Here is a 21,790-nt window from a genome sequence, read left to right on the forward strand (position 1 = left end):
AATTAGATAGCGATAATTCTGCTTCTCCTCAACCAGAGATAGTAGAAAATGACTATTCACGAACTGAGATAAATGAACAAGCGATCGCACCTTCTCATACTGGTACAGAATCAAACATTATTCAACCGAAAATAGATAGCGATAATTCTGCTTCTTCTCAACCAGAGATAGTAGAAAATGACTATTCACGAACTGAGATAAATGAACAAGCGATCGTACCTTCTAATAATGCTACAGAACCAAATATTATTCAAGCAAAAATAAATCACAGTGATTCTGGGTCTACTCAACCAAAGATAGAAGAAAGTGAAAACTCACGAACTGCGTTAAGTGAAAAAGCGATCGTACCTTCTAATAATGCTACAGAACCAAGTATTATTCAAGCAAAAATAAATAACAGTAATTCTGGTTCTACTCAACCAAAAATAGCAGAACTTGACCACTCGCTAAGTGTGTCAAATGAAGAAGCGATCGCAGCAAAAACAGACAGTGCTAATTCTGCGTCTCCTCAAACAGAAATACCAGAACTTGACCATTCACTAACTGAGTTAAGTGAAAAAGCCATCACACCTTCTAATACTTTTACAGCATCAACAGTTATTCAAACAAAAACAGATAGTGATAATTCTGCGTCTCCTCAAACAGAGATAGTAGAAATTGACTATTCACGAACTGAGTTAAACCCAACACCGATCGCAGCATCTAAAACTGGTACACCATCAAATATTATTCAACCAAAATTAGATAGTGATAATTCTGCTTCTCATCAAACAGAGATGGTAGAAATCGAACATTCTCAAACTACTTCAAATGAAAAGGCAATTTTACCACATAATCTTGTTACACAATCACCAGGTATTCAAGCCAAAATTGGCAATGATTCTGTCTATCATCAATCAGATAAAGTAGAAATTGAACATTTACAAACTAAGTTAAAACAACCAGCGATTGCACCATCTAATATTGATACACAATCAGTGATTATTCAATCAAAAATCAAGAGTGATAATTCTGTTTATCATCAACCAGAGATAGTAGAAACTGACGACTCACACATTGAGTTAAGTGAAGCAGCGATCGCACTACCTAATACTGCTACAAAATCAGACATTATTCAACCAAAAATAGATAGTAATAATTCTGTCTCTCCTCAACCAGAGGTAGTTGAAATTGACAACTCACAAACTGCGTTAAATGAAGAAGCGATCGCACCTTCTCATACTGCTACAGAATCAAACATTATTCAACCGAAAACAGCTAGTAATAATTATGCTTCTCCTCAACCAGAGATAGTAGAAATTGACCACTCACGAACTGAGTTAAATAAAAAAGCGATCGCACCTTCTAATGGTGTGTTAAGTGAAAAAGCGATCATACCTTCTAATACTGGTACAACATCACCAATTATTCAAGCAAAAATAGATAGTGATAATTCCGCTTTTCCTCAACCAAATAGTCAGGAAGCGATCGCACTATCTAATACTGGTATACAACCAAACATTATTCAAGCAAATTTAGGTAGTAGTAATTCTGTTTATCCTCAACCAGAGATAGTAGAAATTGACTACTCACGAAATGAGTTAAATGAAAAAGCGATCGCACCTTCCAATACTGGTACAGAATCAGAAATTATTCAATCGAAATTAGATAGCGATGATTCTGTCTCTCCTCAACCAAAGATGGTAGAAACTGACGAATCACACACTGCGTTAAATAAAAAAGCGATCATACCTTCTAATGGTGTTACAGAATCACCAGTTATTCAACCAAAATTAGATAGTAATAGTTCTGCTTCTTCTCAACCAGCGATAGTAGAAATTGACCACTCACGAACTGAGTTCAATGAAAAAGCGATCGCACCACCTAACAAAGTTACAGAATCAGATATTATTCAACCAAAATTAGATAGTAATAGTTCTGCTTCTTCTCAACCAGCGATAGTAGAAATTGACCACTCACGAACTGAGTTCAATGAAAAAGCGATCTCACCACCTAACAAGGTTACAGAATCAGAGATTATTCAAGCAAAATTAGATAGTAATAGTTCTGCTTCTTCTCAACCAGAGGTAACAGAAATTGACAACTCACGAACTGCGTTAAGTGAAAAAGCGATCGTACCTTTCAACAATGCTAAAGAATCATTAATTATTCAAGCAAAATTAGATAGTGATAATTCTGCTTCTTCTCAACCAGAGATATTAGAAACTGACCATTCACGAACTGAGTTCAATGAAAAAGCGATCGCACCTTCTAATACTGATACAGAATCAGATATTATTCAAGCAAAAATAGATAGTGATAATTCTGCTTATTCTCAACCAGATATAGTAGAAATTGACCACTCACAAACTGCATTAAATGAAAAAGCGATCGCACCTTTCAATACTGCTACAGAATCACCAGTTATTCAACCAAAATTATATAGTGATCATTCTGTCTCTTCTCAACCAGAGATAGCAGAAATTGATCATTCACTCACTGAGTTAAACGAAAAAGCGATCGCACCTTTCAATACTGCTACAGAATCACTAATTATTCAACCAAAAACAGATAGTGATAATTCGATATCTTCTCAATCAGTTGTCGAGGAAATTGAACACTCACTAACTGCATCAAATCAAAAACAGATTGCACCTGCAAATACTAGTACAGATTCAGAAATTATTCAGCCAAAAATAGATAGTAACTTAACAAATGATAATCTAAAAATTACATCGGCATCAGCAGAAAATATATTAAGTAAAACAGAAATTTCTCAATTGCCTAAAGCTTTAAAAAATATCTCAATTTTTTCTCCACTTTCTCAAATATCGAAATCTACATCATCTACGGCAAAGGATAAAACAAATTCACCAAAAGTTACTCAGACTCTTGCTCAATCTCATAATCCTACTTACAATATTCAAAGAAAATTAGCACAAGATATACCAAACTCATGGTCAAATATTGCTGAGTTATTTGATGAAATTCAAGTTAATAGTATTAGTCCACAAACTATTATACAAACGCTCAGAGAAAATAACCAATCTTACAATAAGCCAAAAGCTGTAAAACAAATTAGAAGTGTAGGTAATGATTTTCCTAACAATGAAAATTCTATGCAATTTATCCAAGCCAGTTATGAAACATTCAACTCAGCCGATTCTGTTCAACAAGATAATAGTAATTCATTAACTAACGAAGATTCTACTTCAGAAGATGAATCGAAAAACTTAGATACTCTTGCACACGAAATATACAAGATGCTGAAACAGCGTTTGGATATAGAAAGGGAACGCCGAGGAAATAATTATTCCGGGCGTTTACCTTGGTAAATTTATCTCATATCAGGAATCAATGTTTAATTCATAATGCTGACAAAGAGTTTTGAGTTTTTGCTTGAGGCGATCGCGCATCGGTTCAGGTGAGATAATTACACATTCATCCCAATAGCGTGCAACTTCCCGAATTAGCCAAAACTCGTTGACAACCCGCCGCACTACCTGACGCACATCTCCAATGATTTCATCTTCTAAGTCATCTTCTCTAAGCTGATAAGATTTTACCATCCAACCTCTAAAGTGTAAGTACACTTTTATGTAATCTAATCCCTCTTCTCGCCAATCACCGCTTGCGGGTACAATTGAACGGATTCTATCGAAGGTTAAATTACGGTTGTGCCAAAGTTCTGGCAAATCTGGAATCAAATTTTCTACATCCTCTGTTTCTTCACACCAAATCATCAAATAAAAGCGTCTATCAAAGAAGCGTGGTTCTGCGTAACGTACTGTATACAGTAGCTCTAGCCCTTGAGAATTTTCATAAAGCAGGTGAAAGGGCTGTTGATTTTGCCTGTATTCATTTATTCGCTCTTGCCATGCTTGCAAAAGTTTACTAGCCTGCTTCAATAAAGACTGGCGGATTGCTGGATCTAAATTTCCACGTTCTATCAAAAGTGCAATTACAGTTTGAGCTTCACCAATGCGACCAGCATCACTGAGGGCTTTGATGGCTTGTTGTAAGGCATTCGCTTGATTAGAGTCTAGCGTGAAAGGCTTTCCGAGTTCTACGGATTGTTGAGCGATCGCTACTATTAAGCCAGAAATACTAGGGTCTTTACCCCAATATATGTTGAGATTGCGAGCGATCGCTTCTAGTTTTTCCTTGGTTCCAGGCGGAATTGACAGTGTAATCGTTTCTTTTTTTCTCGGCATTCTCAAAAATGTACTTGCACTTTTAAAAGATTTGTGCCATATTGTTATTTGTAATTGTAAATCAGGATTTTACTCTAAAGTGCATAGACACAGCCAAAGTAACGATACTTATCACATGAAACTGTATTGACATTTCTGTGATGCTCTATCAATTTAGTTGTCGAAAACATGAAAAAAGCCAGAGTAAATCTCTGGCTGATCATCCCTGATAGGGATTAGTTGATGAAAATAAACCAACCCCTATGTATATATGTCACTATTTGCAATCCCTGTTAGGGATTAAGCAATTTTTGGGGCGTTATACAAGTATAACCCAAGATGACCCCAAACTGGAGGTTGGAAAATAAACATCAATGTTTATATGACACTAAACAAAAAAAATAAGCCTATACTTAGAGCAGGTAGATTTCGTTCAATCTGCAAAAGGCTATGGGTTATGAACTACTCAGTGGAATATATCGCTCACAAGATTGCTGAATGTCTGGTTCTGATTGACAAATATCAACGTGAAATCTGTCGATTAAGAAAGGTAATCGCAGATTTGAAATGTCAACCAGTAACTAACGACGAAGGCGAAGTTATAAGTTATAACGACTTTGAAAGCTAAATCTAGGTAGCAGTTAGCATTATATGATCAAGCGCAATAGGCTTTTAAACCGCCCTCCCAAAAGCCTGGAGGAGCGTTATTTCAGCGAAATCCGCCCCCAGCTATACGAAAATCACGCACATCATGATCAGTATGGGGTTAGGAAGGGAACAACCCTTGCAGAACATCTTGACTCCGCGTGTCAATTTATTTTGACAGTCAGTCAAATAGCAGGAGTAGCAGAAGATAAAAGACCTTTGCTATTAGCTGCGACGGCTGTTCATGACCTGAATAAATTAGATCCTCAAGAACGAAAAGTAAAAACTCTGGCTAGAGACAAGGACTTTTTAAGAGAACAGCTAGAAAAAGCTTGTGTATTAACTTTCGTGCAGACAGACGATGATTTTGAGTTAGTCAGAAAGCTAATTGAACGTCATTCTGGTCATAATGTCAGCGATGGAGCAAGATTTCTACCAGAAGATCCGAATATTGAACGTTGGGCGGCGATGCTGACTGCTGCTGACTTGTTTGATTTGGGTATTCCCGATGAAAAACGCTTTCGCAAACTGGAAACAGAATTAACCGTTGCTTTTGATAGAAGTTGCAAACTTTTCAGAGTAGGCCTTTCTGAAGATAAAGGTTATATTACAGCTTTATTACTGGGTGCGTGCGAAGAAGTTTTACAAAAGCATGGCTTACATTGTTTAGCTATCTTCCCTGATGGGGCATTATTTGAAGGCGAAGTTTTACCAAATGCAGATTTAACAAAAGAGATAGCTGCTGTTTGGCAAAGTAAAATTAACCAAGTTTTTGGTAATAACATAGAAAGACTTGTCAGACCTACAAAAGATGGTATTAAAGTTACTCAACAAGCTATCCAGCAAAATATTGATGAAGTGCTGGTAAATATAGAGGCTCTTTTAGAGAAGAAAAAAGCTGGTTATAAATCAGACAAGATTGCTAAAGATGTAACTAAGTGGGGTGAGGCTGCTGGTGCAGAAGCAATAAAACAAGCGGCTGAACTTGGTTTAATTCCCGTAAGTAATGACGAAGAATTTGCTATATCAGAAGGATTAAAAGCTGCTTATTTGAGCTACCGTGAGGCTGGATTAAGCCCTAAAGAAGTTTGGGATAAAATTGCTCATCATACTGGTATTTCTGAACATCAGCGCAGTGCAATTGAGCCATTGAATGGCCAATATGGACGACCTTTATTTGCTGCTAAGGCTGCTGTTAAAGGAATTGAGGGTATTAAAGAAGCTTTAAAAGAATCTTTCCAGTTAAGACAAACAAGTACACAAACCTCAGAGGAAGTAGAAATATCTGAGGAAATGGTTGCAGCCGTTAACAGAATGGTAAATTTACCTTTTGCTATTCAGTTAAATGGAGTCAATGATTTAAATGCTTATATAGAAGCTAATCCTAAACAAAGATGCTCTTTAGGTTATACATCTACTGATATAGATGAGCTAATTTCAGATAATATGCCTCCTGGGACAAAAGTACAAGCTTTTTCTAACCGCTTACCAGGTGGGATTAGTGCAGAACCTAAAAGACAAGCAGATTCAATTGCAGCTTTAGCTTATCAATTGATTACGGTTGGTGCAAATTTTCCGGCTGTTAAAAAACAAGATCCACTTTATTTACATTTCTCATTACCTAAAGGTTCTACACCAGAATTATTAAGGATTTGGCGTGAACTTCTGCAACAAATTGCTGCAACAAATGGTGAGGGTGGCACTGTCACCGTTGATGAATTGAAACTATATCGAGATAACAATCTTGAATTTAAAGCCAATAAAGTAGTTGGTGCAGCATTACCTAAACGTCCAGATTTTGTACATACAACAGTTATTATTCCTTTAGTTTGGGGAGATATTAATGCTTCGTTAGCTCTACTAAAATCGCTGAGACTAGGTTTAGAAATATCCTTATCTTTAGATATTGGCTTTCCCTTTACTCTGAGTAGCAACTTAGAAGTTGAGTTATTTGATGATGTTTATGGACGAGTAGAGGGAATACCTGCTGCACTACAAACTTTGCTCGGAAGTGGACAATATCAGCAGAGTGGAGATGCAGAAAAAATTCTAGAGAGACTGCGCTGCATTGGCGAATTAGCAATAACTGTTGCGAGTATTCAAAAAGCTGATGATTGTTTATATGATTTGGCGCGTGCTTGCGTTAGACCAATTGAAATTTATTTTGTTTTGCTACGTTGGATTTTACGAGAACAAGATGAACCAAATATAAGCATGATTTGGAGTCGGATTTGTGAGCCACTAAATACTTTATTGGAGAGCTTTATGCCAAATGAAAATTCGTTATTAACCAAGTATCTCAAAGAAGCTGCTCAAATTGCAGCAGAAGGAAAAATTTGGGGTAGTTCTTTTAAGAGAACTGCTCAAACAGAACCTTTCACAGCTTTTATAGCTGCAATTCGTTCTCAAAAATCTCATTTAGATTTAGAGATTATTTTCGCTGCTTTAGTACAGCAATATCATACTCGATTAGACCGTATTCGTGAACACGGTGTAGGTGCAACAAAGTTAGAACAAGTCAAGCGTTACTACGATGTTTTGCGAAAGCTATATGAGGAGATTTATTCAGCACGTCCTGAGAAGTTATTATCTGACCAAAAAACTTTAGAAGCTGCTTATTTATTCTTTCTTGAAGATGCACGTAAGCAACAAAAAAGCCAATCTGAAGATAATTCAAGCGAAACAACTACAACTGTGTAATTAATTAGGAGTTCATTATGTCAATTCAAAAGCTTTCCTCAGTTCTTGCAACTACTTATGAGAATTTCCCAAAAGGGCGTTTTGTTACCTTAGTTGTTTTAAGAACAACTCATTCTGAAACTATCTTTCGCACAGAAGGTTCTGGTGAACCGATGTGTAGTGAGTTTGTGCAAGCTGGTGTTACTAATGACAATATTATTCAACGTTTGGTAATGACTAAGCGTAAACAAATAGCACCGGAAAGACGCTACGGAAGAGAACATTTAAGAGCGCACGAGCTTTTATACACTAATATTAAAGATGGTTCTCTGTGTTCGTTAAATACTAATTCACCATGCGAAATGTGTGTAGATTGTTTTCTCTACGGTTTCGCTGCTGGTGGAGGTGGCGCACAAAAAAGCCGCATTTGGACTGAAGATGCTTTTAGTATTTTACCTGCTAGTGATGTTGTAGGCGATCGCACTATTAACGCCATCTATGAAAATGGCACAATGCGCGATGAAAAAGGTAATGCTTCCACCGCTTTAAATACTAGCGAATATATCAAACCAGGTGTACATTTTCTTGATGTTGTCACTTTAAAAGATGTCACGGCTGATGAACTGCGATACATCATCGGTAATATTCTGTTCACCAGTCGCTATGGTGCAGTTTCCAGCCGTGTGGGACGTATGGAAAACCAAATATTAGGCATATTTGGCAGTATTACAGAACTTCCTAGTTCTTTGGAACTTGTGCAAGCTACATACGATGTTTTAGGTAAGCCTTTAGAACACCCTCTGAATACTAACCAATTAATTACAGCCAGTAGACAAGTAATAGCTAATTGGCAAAACAAGAGAGGCGTATCTGTGTATTTATCTGAAGCAGAATTAGCAAACTTAATTACTGATGTAGAAACTCATTGGTCAGAAGCAGAACGTGATAATTTCCTGAAACGTTTAAGCCAATCTTATGAACCTTTCCGCCAAGTTGCGGCTGAGAAGAAAAAAGCTAAAGGTAAAGGCAAAAATACACCAGTTGAAGTAGAGAGTTAGATTATGTCAACAATTCCTTTTCAGCAGGCAAAACTTGTTGAATTACACTGTCTTGAACCAGTCTTTTTTGCCTCTAGGGAGTTGTCTGATACCTATTACACTGAGGGGTTAATTGGGAATTATGCTCTTACCTATGCTTTAGGTTTAGTTAATTCCCCCTATCGCCTCCAAGGTCAGGCTACAGGACGACCAACCTACAAAGAAGATTTACAACCAATAGCACAGAATGTTTATATTTTACCAGCTTCACCTATAGGTAGAGTAACATTCAGATTTGAACGTTTCAATGCTCTTTCTGATGCTTATTGGTATGCAATGACTAATAACCGAGTTGCTACGGCGCGAGAAGATTTACCGTTACAACGCCAAGGGAAAAAACCAAATTCATTTCGACCAAGTAATTTCCCGCAAACTGGAAGACTGCGAATGATTGAACGAGGGAATAAATTCCAAACTTTGGTATTTGGAAATCTTCAATTACCTGCTTATATTCGTCTTGGTAAATTCATGAGTAAAGTCAAAGTAAATGTACTCAATGAATTACCAGTAACTTTACTACCAGAAGGTGAATATCAAACGCAACATTATCTAAATGTTGCTGATATACCACAGCAAATAGAGACATTAGCTTTCGATTTAATTTCTATTCCTCCTGCACCTATTATTAAAAATCTGCGTTTTCGCGGTGCTGCTTGGCAGGTTGGAGAAATGATTGTACCAGCAGGATTACATTTTTGCGGTAGAGCAAGTAGCAATGAGTAATCAAAAATTAGTTATCAGGTTAGAACCTCGTAGTATTTCAGCTTGTGCATCACCAGATAAAATATCTTTTATTAGTAATGCACTTCAACATCAAATAGATGTATTTGAGCAATCTAAGGATGCTGACATTATCCTGGATTTAGCACCAACTGGCACAGGTAAAACTAAAGCTGGATTAGCAGTATTAAAACATCAGCCTAATAAAAGTGCTGTTTATATTGCTCCAACTAATGCTTTAATTGAACAACAAACAGAAGCAGCAAAACAGTTTGTACGAGATGCTAATTTACCTCATGTTGTGAAAGCGGCTTCAGCTAAAGATGTGAAAAACTGGACTAACGATAAAGTTGGCAGACGTTCAGGAGAAAAACTATATAATATTTTGCGAAATCCGGCGACAGTTTTTGATGATGTGGGAGCAAATACACCAATTATCTTAGTGACAAATCCTGATACTTTCTACTATGCAACTTTCTTTGCATATAACAAGCTAGATAGAGGAAATATTGCTGCTGGCTTTTACACAAAATTTTCTACAGTCATTTTTGATGAGTTTCATCTCTACGATGCGAAACAGCTTGTAGGATTACTGTTTTATCTTGCCTATTCTCATGTTTTTCGCTTTTTTCAAAATGGACGCAAGGTTGTATTACTGACAGCAACACCAGAGTCAGCTTGTGAATTAGCATTGAAAAATTTAAAACAGGCTGGTGTGAAAATAGCAATAATTAATGGAGAATCAGGTAATACCAATCTGTTGCCATCACAAACAGCAGTTAATTTAGAATTAAGACCAAAACCAGAAAGTAAAGAAGATTGGTTAGCAGAATTAGCAGCAGAAGTTGTAAATCGTTTCCGAGAAAGACCAAGTGAAAATGGTGCTGTAATTTTAGATTCTCTCGATAATATTAATCGTCTATCAGATTTGCTGCGACAGCAAGGACTCGGTGATGATATAGGACGGATAACTGGCCCTGCACCTAAAAAAGATAGACAAAGGGCTATGCAGCGTCAAATAATTTTAGCAACTAGCACTGTAGATGTCGGATTTAACTTTGAAAGACATCCTCAACCGACGCGACAAAATTTAGATTGGTTGATTTTTTCAGCACGCGATCGCGCCGCATTTTGGCAGAGAATTGGTAGAGTTGGGCGTGTTTTAGGTAAATCTGAAACTAACATTGATTCAGAGGCTATTGCTTACTTACCTGCTGATGCTTGGAAGGAAGGTTTAATTAATCTTGATACTACTGGAGGACGTACAGCATTGAAAGAAATGCTGGATAACCTTTCCTGTTTGGATAAACCTTTTTTAACAGCTTACTGGCGTTCAGAAGCTTCTCTAGAAATTGCGCGTCCTTTGTTAGAACTGGAAGAAGTATTTGAAAATTTACCAGATGCAGAATTAATTCCCAAACTGTTTAATACTTTAAAATCTGTTTTGGATACTAAACGTAGTTGGGAAGATTATCGGCATAGAATGAAAGTTTTACGAGGTGCGGAAAACATTGCTAAAGAATCTTTGGATAAGTTAAAGACAGGCTGGAAATTTCTTAAAGGTGGTCAAGCTTTTGTCAAAACTTTTATCAAGGTAACATCCCCTGAAGAGTGGGATGATTTACAAGCTGGACGCACGAAATTAGACGCATACGAGAAGGTTTTTAAAGAACATAATGATTTAGTGGCTGACCTAAAAGAATTTGCTGAGGTTTTTAGTACAAGCTATGCACCATTATTTAGTTTTCGTTACAGTTTGTTTGAAAGTCTTCCCATTCGTGACCCTTATAATTTAGTCACAGATGAATCTGAAGAAACTCAATTAGATCCCTTTCATCTGTTGCGCTATTACGAATTTGCTCAAAATGGTGATTTAATCGAAATCAAAAGTCGTGCTACTGAAACCTATAAACTGAGTTTTAGAATGCGCTATTGTGGTAGCCGACAGGAGTTTGCTAGTACAGAGATAAATAAGTTAACGGCTTTTAAAAATTGTACCGTTGTCCGCAGTATTGGCGAAGCAATACGACCTACACCTGAATTACAAGCATTATCAAAACATCTGTTACCAGGAGTTATTATTTGTCCTCGAACTAATGCTACTGCTCTTTTTCAATTACGAAAACAAGGAATTGTTTCTTATCCTATAAATATTGTTGGTCATGATGGTGAAAGACTATACGAGTTTCTAGCAGGCTTATCAGGAATTTTAACAATGGCTATGAAGTATAAACAGCTACGTCTCCCAGATGATGAAGTTTTTATTGCGTGATAGGTAATGAAATTCTTGCGCCAATGGTGCGAGAATTTATCGGAAGTTAATTTATAAGTATTATTTCTCTCACACACCTGTGAAACACTACCAACAACAACCAAACGCCTTCCCCAGCGAATACCTCAATAACTTGTGGGGAGAAATTCACGCTTGTCCTTATTTTGCTGTCAACAACCTCAACCGCGATTTTGTCGGTACTAAGGGATTTTCTGTAGTGTTTAGGCGATCGCACATCTCCACAGTAGAGCAAAAATTCCCCTATTTCAAACCTTACCTCGATTTAGCTCTCCAGCCTAACTGTAACGCTTTTTACCTCAACCCCTTACTCCTCAAAGAAGGTTCTCGCGTCGATCCGCATATAGATCGTTCTCTGCGTTCCTACTGCAAAACCGTTGAACCGCCTACCTTTGTTAGCGTTCTCTATGTGCGTATACCAGAAAATATGGAAGGTGGTGAACTGGTACTCAAATCACACAAACGCCAACTCGGACAAATTAAGCCGCAGATGAATACGTTACTTTACTTTCAAGGTGATTTGACTCATTCTGTCAATGCTGTGAAAACTTCTGGAAGTCGCCTCAGTTTAGTGTGCGAACAGTATACTTTAAGCGATGCTGAACTCGTAGACATACCAGAGTTTACAGTAGAGTCTAGAGTTGCTCAAAATACAACAAAGAAACGCAAGTAAGCTTTTTGACTTTTGACTTTTAAAGTATGCCGCACAGCCTAGTTCTTAACCTACTACCTCAGTCGCCGATTCCATCGCAATATCTCACCGGGAGACATTTACACGCTTTATTTTTAACCCTGGTTAGTTCTGTAGATCGCACATTAGGCGATCGCTTACATGATTCTACCGCAGACAAAGCCTTTACCCTCTCTCCTCTCCAAATTAGTAATGCTAATTCCCCCCTTTTGAAGGCGGGTAAGGGGGGATCTAAACTGCGCTGGGAACATCAACAAGCAATTTCCGCCGGAACTCCCTGCTGGTGGCGCGTTTCCTTGTTAGATGACACCCTATTTAGTCAACTAACGCAACTATGGCTAAATCTCAATCCTAGTCACCCTTGGCATCTTGGCCCGGCTGACTTGTATATTACCAGCATTCAAGGCACACCCCAATCAACGCAACCTTGGGCAAATGCTTGCACCTACACTCAATTGTATGAGGAAGCCAGTGATAGCGATCGCTCTCTTAATTTGAGCTTTGCCACACCTACCGCCTTCCGTCAAGGACATTTCGATACTACCCTTCCTACCAGAGAATGTGTTTTTAATTCCCTACTTTCGCGGTGGAATAAATATAGTGGAATAGAATTATCTGGAATTTCTCTGGAGTCAATATTTCCTTCTTTTATTAATATCCACACAGAAATATTAGCCGACTCCCGCAGTAAATTTATTGGCGTTATTGGTGAAATTAATTATCGCATATTAGGCGAAGCTGAACCAATTCAAATTAAACAACTTAACACCTTGGCTAACTTTGCTTTATATGCAGGTGTGGGACGGAAAACAACAATGGGAATGGGGATGGTAAGAAGGTTATAGGTTATAGGTAACAGGTTACAGGGGATAGGGGATAGGTTATGGGTTACAGGGGATAGGAGATATAAGAAGGGAAGAAGAGATAGCTGAAGGTCACGGACGCAGTAGTAGCAAACATGATTATGCTCATTTTCTTGCAATATCTAAAGGCTCATTAATGGAAACAAAAACTTTATTGATGTTAACAATAAAGCTCAATTATCTTTCTTCTGAAGAAGCTAATTCAACATTATCTTTGATTACAGAAATCAGCAAAATGCTCACCACTCTTCGCCACCGTATATTAAAAAGCTAATGAATAATCAAAACATCACTAATATTCTTTCATCTGAAACCTCCAATCTGTCACCTGTCACCTATCACCTGTCACCTGATGAATATATTCCGATCGCAGCATTAAATCAATATGCCTACTGTTCGCATCGCTGCTGGCGGATGTTTTGTGCGGGGGAATTTGTTGACAACCAATACACAATTGAAGGTACGACATTACACGATCGCGTCCATACTGTAGGAGAAGGACAACGTGAAGAAATTTGGCAGATACGAGCCATTTGGTTGAAGTCTGATCAGTACAAGCTGATTGGCAAAGCAGATTTAATTGAATTAGAAAATGGCGAATACTATCCCATCGAATATAAACGTGGACGCAAAGGTGAATGGGATAACGATGAATTACAAGTTTGCGCTCAAGCTTTGTGTTTAGAAGAAATGACGGGTAAATCTATCAACACTGGCTATATTTATTATGCCCATTCCCACCAACGCCAATTAGTGGAGATTTCTGAAGAGTTAAGGCAAAGTGCGATCGCCACAATTGAAGCTGTGCAAATGCTATTATTTACAGGCGCAATGCCTAAAGCTATCAAAACAAAACGCTGTGATGGATGCAGTTTATCTCCTCAATGTTTGCCTCAAACTGCTGACAAAGTAAAACGTTATCAGGAAGCAGCATAAATAATTTGGTGTTGCTGAGAATATTTTTGAAAAGCTCACGCAAAGGCGCAAAGGCGCAAAGAAGAAGAGATACATTAATCTGCGTTACAAAAATAAGCTCTCTTAAATAAAGGAAACAATCATGGGTACAGTTTACATTTCCCAGGAAGATGCTTTCATTGGCAAAATTGATGAACGTCTTAGCGTCAAGTTTGAGAAAAAGATAATTTTAGATGTCCCACTCATCAAAATAGAAGGTGTAGTAGTTTTAGGACGTGCTACTGTTTCGCCGGCTGTGATTTCGGAACTTTTAGAACGCAGTATTCCTCTCACATTCCTCACGGAAAATGGTCGTTATTTAGGACGCATAGAACCAGAGGTGACTAAAAATATATTTGTTAGGAAAGCTCAATGGCAAGCCGCCGGAGAATCACCCCAAGCAATTCATGTTGTACAAGGATTTGTGCGTGGTAAATTGAAAAATTATCGCCAAATTCTTACCCGTCGTCAGCGCGAATCTTCAGATATAGATTTATCTAAAAAGATAACCCAATTGGAACAAGCGATCGCACCAATCGACACCACACACAATATCAACTCACTGCGCGGTTTAGAAGGTGCGGGTAGTGCAGCTTATTTTGGTTGTTTTAATCAACTAATTCGCAATGCAGAATTTCAATTTTCTCACCGCCTACGCCGTCCGCCAACAGATCCGGTAAATTCTTTACTCAGTTTTGGTTACTCGTTATTACGTCATGATGTGCAGGGGGCGATTAATATAGTTGGTTTTGATCCATATTTAGGATATCTGCATTGCGATCGCTATGGTAGACCTTCTCTCGCATTAGACTTAATGGAGGAATTTCGCCCCCTGGTGGTAGACGCGGTTGTGTTATCTACCTTAAACAAGCAACTGCTAACACCCGCAGATTTTATCACCGAACCCTTAAGCGGTGCAGTTTCCCTCACACCAGAAGGACGCAAAACATTCTTGCGCTTATACGCACAGAAAAAACAATCGGAATTTAAGCATCCGGTTATGGGGCGCAAATGCACTTATCAAGAAGCCTTTGAACTCCAAGCGCGACTGTTAGCGAAATACCTCATGGGTGAAACGGAGAAGTATCCGCCATTGGTTTTGAAATAGGTGACAGGTGAGAGGTTACAGGTGACAGAGGGAGATGTTTGAGTGAAAGACGAATTAAAAAAGAAAGTGGTTGTATCTTACGATGTTCCAGAAGATAAACGCCGTACCAAAATCCATAAAATTTTAAAGTCTTATGGACAGTGGGTGCAGTACAGTGTGTTTGAGTGCCAGTTGACTGAGACTCAATATGCCAAATTGCGATCGCGTTTGCACAAACTCATTAAACCAGATACCGACAGCATCCGCTTTTACTTTCTCTGCGCCTGCTGTTTTGATAAAATCGAACGCATCGGTGGCGAACAACCCCGCGACGAAAGCATTTTCTTTGCCTAATGCGCGGATGGGTAGGTGTAAAAAATTAGCCTTGAGGAAAAATGGCTGTCTCCCTTTCAGCACAAGCTTTTGCCGAAAAATTCAATTAAAATCACCCGCGCACCTTATACAGCAACGGTTTCAGCCATTTTCCTCAAATCAACTGACTTTTGATACTGTTATAATCAACCCATCCGCGAAACAGAACCTTGAAAACCACATATATATTAGCTTTCCGGCTTCCGCAGTTGAAATTTCAATTAATCCCTATTAGGGATTGAAACCTAAAATATATTGAGCATAGTAAATTTTTAAAGGGGTTGAAATTTCAATTAATCCCTATTAGGGATTGAAACGGAATGGGATGAATGGGAAGCAGCAAACTCAGACGTTGAAATTTCAATTAATCCCTATTAGGGATTGAAACAATCAAGCAATGGTTCATTACTGGGGCAACCAGCGTAGTTGAAATTTCAATTAATCCCTATTAGGGATTGAAACAGGGATTGGGTAATCTGCGCCGAGGTTTAACTTTGTTGAAATTTCAATTAATCCCTATTAGGGATTGAAACACGTCGAATTGCGCCGTTACCGTGGCGGTAAAAATTGTTGAAATTTCAATTAATCCCTATTAGGGATTGAAACCACAGGTGCTTGGGGTAGTGTTGCGCTACAGACTTACGTTGAAATTTCAATTAATCCCTATTAGGGATTGAAACACTCTTGCCCCCGGTTGGTATTATCAAGACAATGTTCTTTAGTTGAAATTTCAATTAATCCCTATTAGGGATTGAAACTACGTATTCAATAAACCTTAAATCTTTTAATCTAGGGTTGAAATTTCAATTAATCCCTATTAGGGATTGAAACCTGTGGGATAGATGCACCGGAGATTAAACATGGCAAGTTGAAATTTCAATTAATCCCTATTAGGGATTGAAACCATGAGTCCTGCCCAAAATTTTGGGAACAAAGTTGAAATTTGTTGAAATTTCAATTAATCCCTATTAGGGATTGAAACAGCTCTTCTGTTAAAGCTAGTGGTGGATTCTGCTGCACGTTGAAATTTCAATTAATCCCTATTAGGGATTTAAAACATTGCATTGTTGATGTACAGATAATAAAGTACATTCCCAAACTAAACGCGGTTGGGCATAAACTAAAAGTGCCTTACGTGCTTGTTCTAGCTGATTAATAATTCCTGGTTGATGCCATTTTTGCCAATAAGAATGTTGCAGGTAATCAATTAACCATAGTTGTGATTCTGTATCTAAATCTTTATCAATTGTTTTAGCTAATTCTAAAGCGTGGCGGGCAGATTTTGGGGCTGCGGTGAGGTGTGTGAGTAACTCAGAGGGGATAACTTGTAATTGTTCATAACAGGCGATCGCATTTCCCGGACTGCCCGCCGCTATACTCAACACAGCCGGATGCTGCAAAATTTCTGGATGATTGGTTTGCTGCAATACTTGAGTTAAAGCTGCACTATCCAAGCAATAAAAAGGAATCTTTTGACAGCGCGAAACCAGAGTTGGCAAAACCGACTCCGGCGCAGGTGCAATTAAAATAATCGTTGCTTGTCCTGGTTCTTCTAAAGTTTTGAGTAGTGCATTTGCGGCTGGTTCAGCCATTGTTTGTGCTTCTTCCAACACCACCACATTTCTTGGTGCTTCCAAAGCCGGACGACTGAGAAACTCTGTAATTTCCCGAATTTGTTCTAACCGAATTAAAGGCGGTGCTTTGCGCTTGAGTTTCTTTTCGGCTGCTTCGGCGGCTGTTAATCTTTGCCCTTGATATTGATATGTTGGCTGTACCCACAACAAATCAGGATGATTCCCTTGACGCACCCGATTCTGCACAGATGCAACCAAATGTGTTTCCACAACACTAGAAAATAATAACTCGACAAAACACCGAGCCGCTAAACTTCTGCCTACACCATCTGTTCCCACAAACAAATAAGCTGGTGCAACTCGATTTTGTCTCACAGCCTCAGTCAATAATTCTATAGCTTGCTGTTGTCCAACAAGTTGTGCAAATGGATTGTTAGTCATGAGTCAATTGTAGATTGAGCCAGCTTGCTGTGATGGACACACCAAAACCTTTCAACCCCACCCCCACAAAGCTGTGCTTCGTCTCTCCTCCTCGTGAACCTACGGTGTACAAACAAATCTGGGTTGAGTCCCACCTCAAAATTTATTCCGAGTCTCATAGCGCAAGTCCTCTAAAGAGGACTCAAAAAGAAGTTCATTCCAGTCCACTTGAGTGGACTTTAGCTATGAGCCTGGAACTAAAGTTCCAGGCGGGATGAGGTTTAATACAGCAAATTTTCGACTTGTGTGTATCTGGTAAGGTCACGAAAAGAGGTTGAAGTTCAATAATTTGGGCTATTTTTCTGTAATGGGGTGTGGGTGTGCATCACCTGTTTAAACTTGCAAACGCTGACGCAAAATTTCTTGAATAAAACTGCTAACAGTTTCTTTACTCAAACTACCATCAACACGCACAATACGGGACGGGTGCGCCGCAGCTAACTGGCTATATCCTTGTTGAACGCGGCGATGAAAAGCGATGGTTTCTTGTTCAATGCGGTCTAAACCTGCTGCGTCTTTGTGTTTACGGCTAAATCCCACTTCAACATCCACATCTAACCAAATCGTCAAATCACTAGTTAAGCCAGATGTGGCAATATCATTGAGTTTTTCAATTAAACTCATATTCAAACCCCGACCGTAACCTTGATAAGCAACGGTAGAATCAGTGTAGCGATCGCACAATATATATTTTCCGGAGGCTAAATTGGGTTTGAGTTCTTGTTCAACATGCTGGGCGCGATCGGCGGCGTATAATAATAATTCAGTAACATCTGCAACTGGTTTATCCTCCGACTTCTCCAACAATAAACGCCGCAAATGTACACCCAACTCTGTTCCCCCAGGTTCACGAGTGACAATGACTGAAATACCCAAACTTTCTAACCACTGACAACAAAGCTGCATTTGCGTCGTTTTACCGCAGCCTTCTACCCCTTCAAATACAATTAATTTGCCACTCATATTAGTTTACCGAAAATATGGGTTTAAGGTTCCTCGCCCTTTCAAGGCCACTTTGTTTAATTTAGGGGAAATCTGGGAATTTTAGCCTTGAATTTTTTTGTAAAAGGAGACATACTTCCACCGAACTGTACTAGTAAAAAAATTGCCCATCTCAAGAGTTGATGTCCACTCTCATAAAGTTCACTTAGGAGTGCATTATGCCGCGCAAATTCGGAGAAATTGCTTTTACACCAGAAGTTCAAGCCGCACAGCTACAAAGAGGTTCACGGCAAACTTACGAACGCTACATTGCCAATGGCCCAGCTAATGATTCAATTACCCCACAAATTGCAGAATTTATTGCTCATCTTGATGGATTTTATTTAGGAACAGTCAGTTCTAATGGCTATCCATATATCCAGTTTCGTGGCGGAGCGCCTGGCTTTCTCAAACTTATAAATGACAAAACCTTGGGCTTTGCTGACTTTTCTGGAAACGTGCAGTATATCACAGTCGGTAACTTATCAGGAGAGTCCAAAGCATTTCTATTTTTAATGGATTACCGCCATCGAAAACGCATTAAAATCTGGGGAACAGCCGAATATATTGAAGATGATGCTGTTTTAATTGAGCAACTCCGAATCCCCGACTACCCCGCAGAAATTGAAAGAGCAATTTTGTTTCATGTCGAAGCCATCAGTGAGAATTGTCCCCAGCATATTCCCATTCGCTATTCTATGACTGAAGTTGAAGCAATGATGGCTCCTTTACAAGCGCGAATTTCCGAATTAGAGCAGTTGTTAAAGGAAAAGAATTCTCCATCCGATTGACGAAGAAACTCTCAGAAGTTGTTTGAAAAGTGATTGCCTTCTGCTATAGCAGTCCTAAATCATTTGTTAAATTTCTGGGTGCTTATCTTGGCGCTCTTGGCGACTTGGCGGTTCGATATTTTTTAACAAACCGCAAAGAGCGCATAGACGCGATAGCGGCTTCCCGCAGGGTAGGACACAAAGAAAGAGAAAGAGGAAAAGAAAGAGAATTTCACAAATGATTTAGGATGGCTATATAAGTTGCATAATTTTAAATTTTTCTGCCAATATGAAAAGCCGAAATGAATGAAAGTTGCAAATTCCCATCAAAATCATGATCAATTCTTTGACTTAACTCAGCAAATAAAGCTTTTTTAATTTCTGGCTCTAACTTAATGTAAGGAGAATAGGTATTGAGCAAAGTTAAATATTCATCAGTGCTGTAAACTACCTCAGATTCCACTTGCCCAAACTGAATATCTTGAAATTTACCTGAATCAATTAATATATTGCCAAATTCTTGAAATACTTTTTGTTGAGCTTCCCAATCTTCATAACGGTCAAGAGAAGGAGCATATTTTTGATAAACTGCCGACAAGCTTAGGTAAACCTCATAACTAGGTTGTAATTCCTTATTCCAGAATAAAAGTAAATGACCATTTTCTTTTAAAGCACTTGCCGCTTTGGGATATCCTATATCTGGAGGTATCCAATGAAAAGAACTAGCAGCTAAAACGGCATCAAACTGTTCAGGTTGCAAACTCCATTCTTCAAAAGATGTATTTTGAATTTCCACATTTGAATAAGACCGACAATTCTGTTTAGCTAACTCGCAAAAATCGGGATTTGGTTCTAAACAAAGCATTGAATAACCTAATTGAGCGAAAGAAATTGTAGCTGTCCCAGGGCCACATCCTACTTCCAAAATTCTGGAACCTGGAGATAATTGAGAAAGCTGAATAACTTGCTCAATAAAATTTTTGGGATAACGCGGTCTAGCTTTGTTATATGCCTCGGCTGCTGGCGAGTACCAATTTTTTCGCACTTCCAAATCTTTTTGAGAGAAACTGGCTATTTTTTGTTTGAGGTCTTCCATAATTTATTTAATATGAATATAAGCAATTGAAGTTATTAACTATACAACAATCTATTAAATCTATTGCTGAAATTTCGCTAAAAACTTGAGTATAGCTTGAGTAACTGCTGCTGTTGATTCAATCAAAAAACCATGACCACCATTTTCAATTACTTGCAGTTCAGCTTGAGGAATATTTTGAGCCAGTTGTTCTGAAAAGGCTACAGGTGTGAGAATATCTTGTTTACCAACTATGACTAAAGTTGGACAATGAATATTTTTAATTCTATCTGTTGTGTCATGATTAATAATGGCTCGGCTTTGATGGTATATTCCCTGTGTTGTCGGTGCAAAAGGATAGTTAATTGCCCATTCAATGAGTTGGTCGATCATTTCGGGAATAGCGTAGAAATCATCCGTAAATATCCAAGGCAATATCAGCTTTTCATATAACATTAAATCTATTTTTCCAGCAAGATTACCCCAGGTTTCAATTACGCTATTAAAGCGTTCATTGCCTTTAGCTAAAGAAGACATTAAAACTAAACTTTTAACTTTTTCAGGATATAAAAAAGCTAATTCTTGGGCGATTTGACCACCCATTGAATGACCAATTATATGTGCTTGTTTGATACCAAGAATATCTAGTAGGGCGGCGGCATCTTCCGCCATTTTCTGAGTGCTATAAGGACTGTTGGGAATAGAACTTTGCCCGATACCTCGGTTATCAAAACGAATAACTTGATACTGAGAAACTAAGTGTGGTTGTAATAGCGACCAATAAGTGCGATCGCACATAAACCCAGCAATCAACAATACAGGTTCACCAGTACCTTTAACTTCGTAAAATATGTCAATTCCATTAACCTGAACTTTGGGCATTACTAATTCATCATAATCGGGTTCACAGCAGCTTCAAGAACTTGAAATCTGCTTTAAGTTATTTTCCCAGATAATTGCATCACATCAAATCAGAAAATCAATAATATTCCCGAATTCACACCCATAAACCCAGAGGATGTATAAGATTTATCATCAAACGAAAACACGTACTTTTCCTCAAATTTGTTTAATTTCAAAAAATATAAATCTTAATTTTATCAACCTTCCGCATAAATAATGAAAACATTCAATTGCGGGATTTTACGGAAGACTTACCTAGAAAAATCAGGATAGGTTAATAAAAAAAGTAAGTAATATCAACAACTTACAATTCAGCGTTTAGCCCAGGTAAATCGGATTGTGCAGAATACAAAAACCACAGCCAAATAAATAGCTAGGCTAAGTTTTTGTTGACCAATTTTCCTAATTTATTAAAAAGGAGGTAATAGTTATCAAAA

General features: G+C 38.2%; 17 protein-coding genes, 1 pseudogene and 1 CRISPR repeat array. Of the genes and pseudogenes, 13 read left to right on the forward strand and 5 right to left on the reverse strand.

Annotation, left to right across the window (positions count from 1 at the left end):
* Positions 1–3,314: hypothetical protein (locus H6G75_RS16615; protein WP_190981133.1), on the forward strand; the 3,314-nt coding region annotated here is incomplete at its 5' end.
* 12 nt (positions 3,315–3,326) lie between these two features.
* On the opposite strand, the gene H6G75_RS16620 is transcribed toward H6G75_RS16615, so the two are convergent.
* Positions 3,327–4,193, reverse strand: a complete 867-nt coding sequence (locus H6G75_RS16620; protein WP_190981134.1) for a transcriptional regulator — start codon at positions 4,191–4,193, stop codon at positions 3,327–3,329.
* A 436-nt stretch (positions 4,194–4,629) separates the two neighbouring features.
* Between H6G75_RS16620 and H6G75_RS16625 the strand changes: the two genes are divergently transcribed.
* The 11 genes from H6G75_RS16625 (at position 4,630) to cas2 (ending at position 15,552) form a co-directional block, all read left to right on the forward strand.
* Complete coding sequence (locus tag H6G75_RS16625; protein ID WP_190981135.1) at positions 4,630–4,800, forward strand: hypothetical protein; 171 nt, start codon at positions 4,630–4,632, stop codon at positions 4,798–4,800.
* Between the two features lie 23 nt (positions 4,801–4,823).
* The gene (locus tag H6G75_RS16630) at positions 4,824–7,517 is read left to right on the forward strand and encodes a CRISPR-associated protein Csc3 (protein WP_190981136.1); all 2,694 of its coding nucleotides are present in this window, start codon (positions 4,824–4,826) and stop codon (positions 7,515–7,517) included.
* A gap of 17 nt (positions 7,518–7,534) precedes the next feature.
* Positions 7,535–8,554, forward strand: a complete 1,020-nt coding sequence (gene cas7d, locus H6G75_RS16635; protein WP_190981137.1) for a type I-D CRISPR-associated protein Cas7/Csc2 — start codon at positions 7,535–7,537, stop codon at positions 8,552–8,554.
* A 3-nt stretch (positions 8,555–8,557) separates the two neighbouring features.
* Positions 8,558–9,316, forward strand: a complete 759-nt coding sequence (cas5d, locus tag H6G75_RS16640) for a type I-D CRISPR-associated protein Cas5/Csc1 (RefSeq protein WP_190981138.1) — start codon at positions 8,558–8,560, stop codon at positions 9,314–9,316.
* The gene (gene cas3 / locus H6G75_RS16645; protein ID WP_190981139.1) at positions 9,309–11,585 is read left to right on the forward strand and encodes a type I-D CRISPR-associated helicase Cas3'; all 2,277 of its coding nucleotides are present in this window, start codon (positions 9,309–9,311) and stop codon (positions 11,583–11,585) included. The genes cas5d and cas3 overlap by 8 nt, the downstream gene beginning before the upstream one ends.
* Before the next feature lie 79 nt (positions 11,586–11,664).
* Positions 11,665–12,276 carry a 2OG-Fe(II) oxygenase gene (locus H6G75_RS16650; protein WP_190981140.1) on the forward strand — a complete coding sequence of 204 codons (612 nt, stop codon included), beginning with the start codon at positions 11,665–11,667 and terminating at the stop codon, positions 12,274–12,276.
* 26 nt (positions 12,277–12,302) lie between these two features.
* Entirely contained in the window at positions 12,303–13,139 is an 837-nt protein-coding gene (gene cas6, locus H6G75_RS16655; protein ID WP_190981141.1) for a CRISPR-associated endoribonuclease Cas6, read from the forward strand.
* Between the two features lie 79 nt (positions 13,140–13,218).
* Complete coding sequence (locus H6G75_RS16660) at positions 13,219–13,431, forward strand: four helix bundle protein (RefSeq protein ID WP_313934860.1); 213 nt, start codon at positions 13,219–13,221, stop codon at positions 13,429–13,431.
* Entirely contained in the window at positions 13,431–14,093 is a 663-nt protein-coding gene (gene cas4 / locus H6G75_RS16665; protein ID WP_242051553.1) for a CRISPR-associated protein Cas4, read from the forward strand. Before H6G75_RS16660 ends, cas4 begins: the two co-directional genes overlap by 1 nt.
* A 121-nt stretch (positions 14,094–14,214) precedes the next feature.
* A complete protein-coding gene (gene cas1d, locus H6G75_RS16670; RefSeq protein WP_190981142.1) occupies positions 14,215–15,219 on the forward strand; it encodes a type I-D CRISPR-associated endonuclease Cas1d in 1,005 nt (334 codons plus the stop codon).
* 42 nt (positions 15,220–15,261) lie between these two features.
* Positions 15,262–15,552 (forward strand): CRISPR-associated endonuclease Cas2, encoded by a 291-nt coding sequence (gene cas2 / locus H6G75_RS16675; RefSeq protein WP_190981143.1) that lies wholly within the window; start codon positions 15,262–15,264, stop codon positions 15,550–15,552.
* A 226-nt stretch (positions 15,553–15,778) separates the two neighbouring features.
* Positions 15,779–16,627: a CRISPR direct-repeat array (repeat unit 37 nt; unit sequence GTTGAAATTTCAATTAATCCCTATTAGGGATTGAAAC).
* A gap of 10 nt (positions 16,628–16,637) precedes the next feature.
* On the opposite strand, the pseudogene holB reads toward cas2, so the two are convergent.
* A pseudogene (gene holB / locus H6G75_RS16680) lies at positions 16,638–17,585 on the reverse strand (DNA polymerase III subunit delta'); the annotation flags it as partial.
* A 372-nt stretch (positions 17,586–17,957) separates the two neighbouring features.
* On the reverse strand, positions 17,958–18,587 hold the full coding sequence (tmk, locus tag H6G75_RS16685) for a dTMP kinase (RefSeq protein ID WP_190981144.1): 630 nt from the start codon (positions 18,585–18,587) through the stop codon (positions 17,958–17,960).
* 197 nt (positions 18,588–18,784) lie between these two features.
* Here tmk and H6G75_RS16690 point away from each other — a divergent pair, with 197 nt between their 5' ends.
* Positions 18,785–19,396, forward strand: a complete 612-nt coding sequence (locus tag H6G75_RS16690) for a pyridoxamine 5'-phosphate oxidase family protein (RefSeq protein ID WP_190981145.1) — start codon at positions 18,785–18,787, stop codon at positions 19,394–19,396.
* A 250-nt stretch (positions 19,397–19,646) separates the two neighbouring features.
* Here the strand turns inward: H6G75_RS16690 and H6G75_RS16695 are convergent, their stop codons facing one another.
* Positions 19,647–20,471: a bifunctional 2-polyprenyl-6-hydroxyphenol methylase/3-demethylubiquinol 3-O-methyltransferase UbiG gene (locus H6G75_RS16695; protein WP_190981146.1), complete on the reverse strand. Its 825-nt coding sequence runs from the start codon at positions 20,469–20,471 to the stop codon at positions 19,647–19,649.
* Between the two features lie 60 nt (positions 20,472–20,531).
* Entirely contained in the window at positions 20,532–21,332 is an 801-nt protein-coding gene (locus tag H6G75_RS16700) for an alpha/beta fold hydrolase (protein ID WP_190981147.1), read from the reverse strand.
* Between the last annotated feature and the right edge of the window lie 458 nt (positions 21,333–21,790).

Origin of the sequence: Nostoc sp. FACHB-280 (genome assembly GCF_014697615.1) — a bacterium.
In the GTDB taxonomy this organism is placed as follows: Bacteria; Cyanobacteriota; Cyanobacteriia; order Cyanobacteriales; family Nostocaceae; genus Nostoc_B.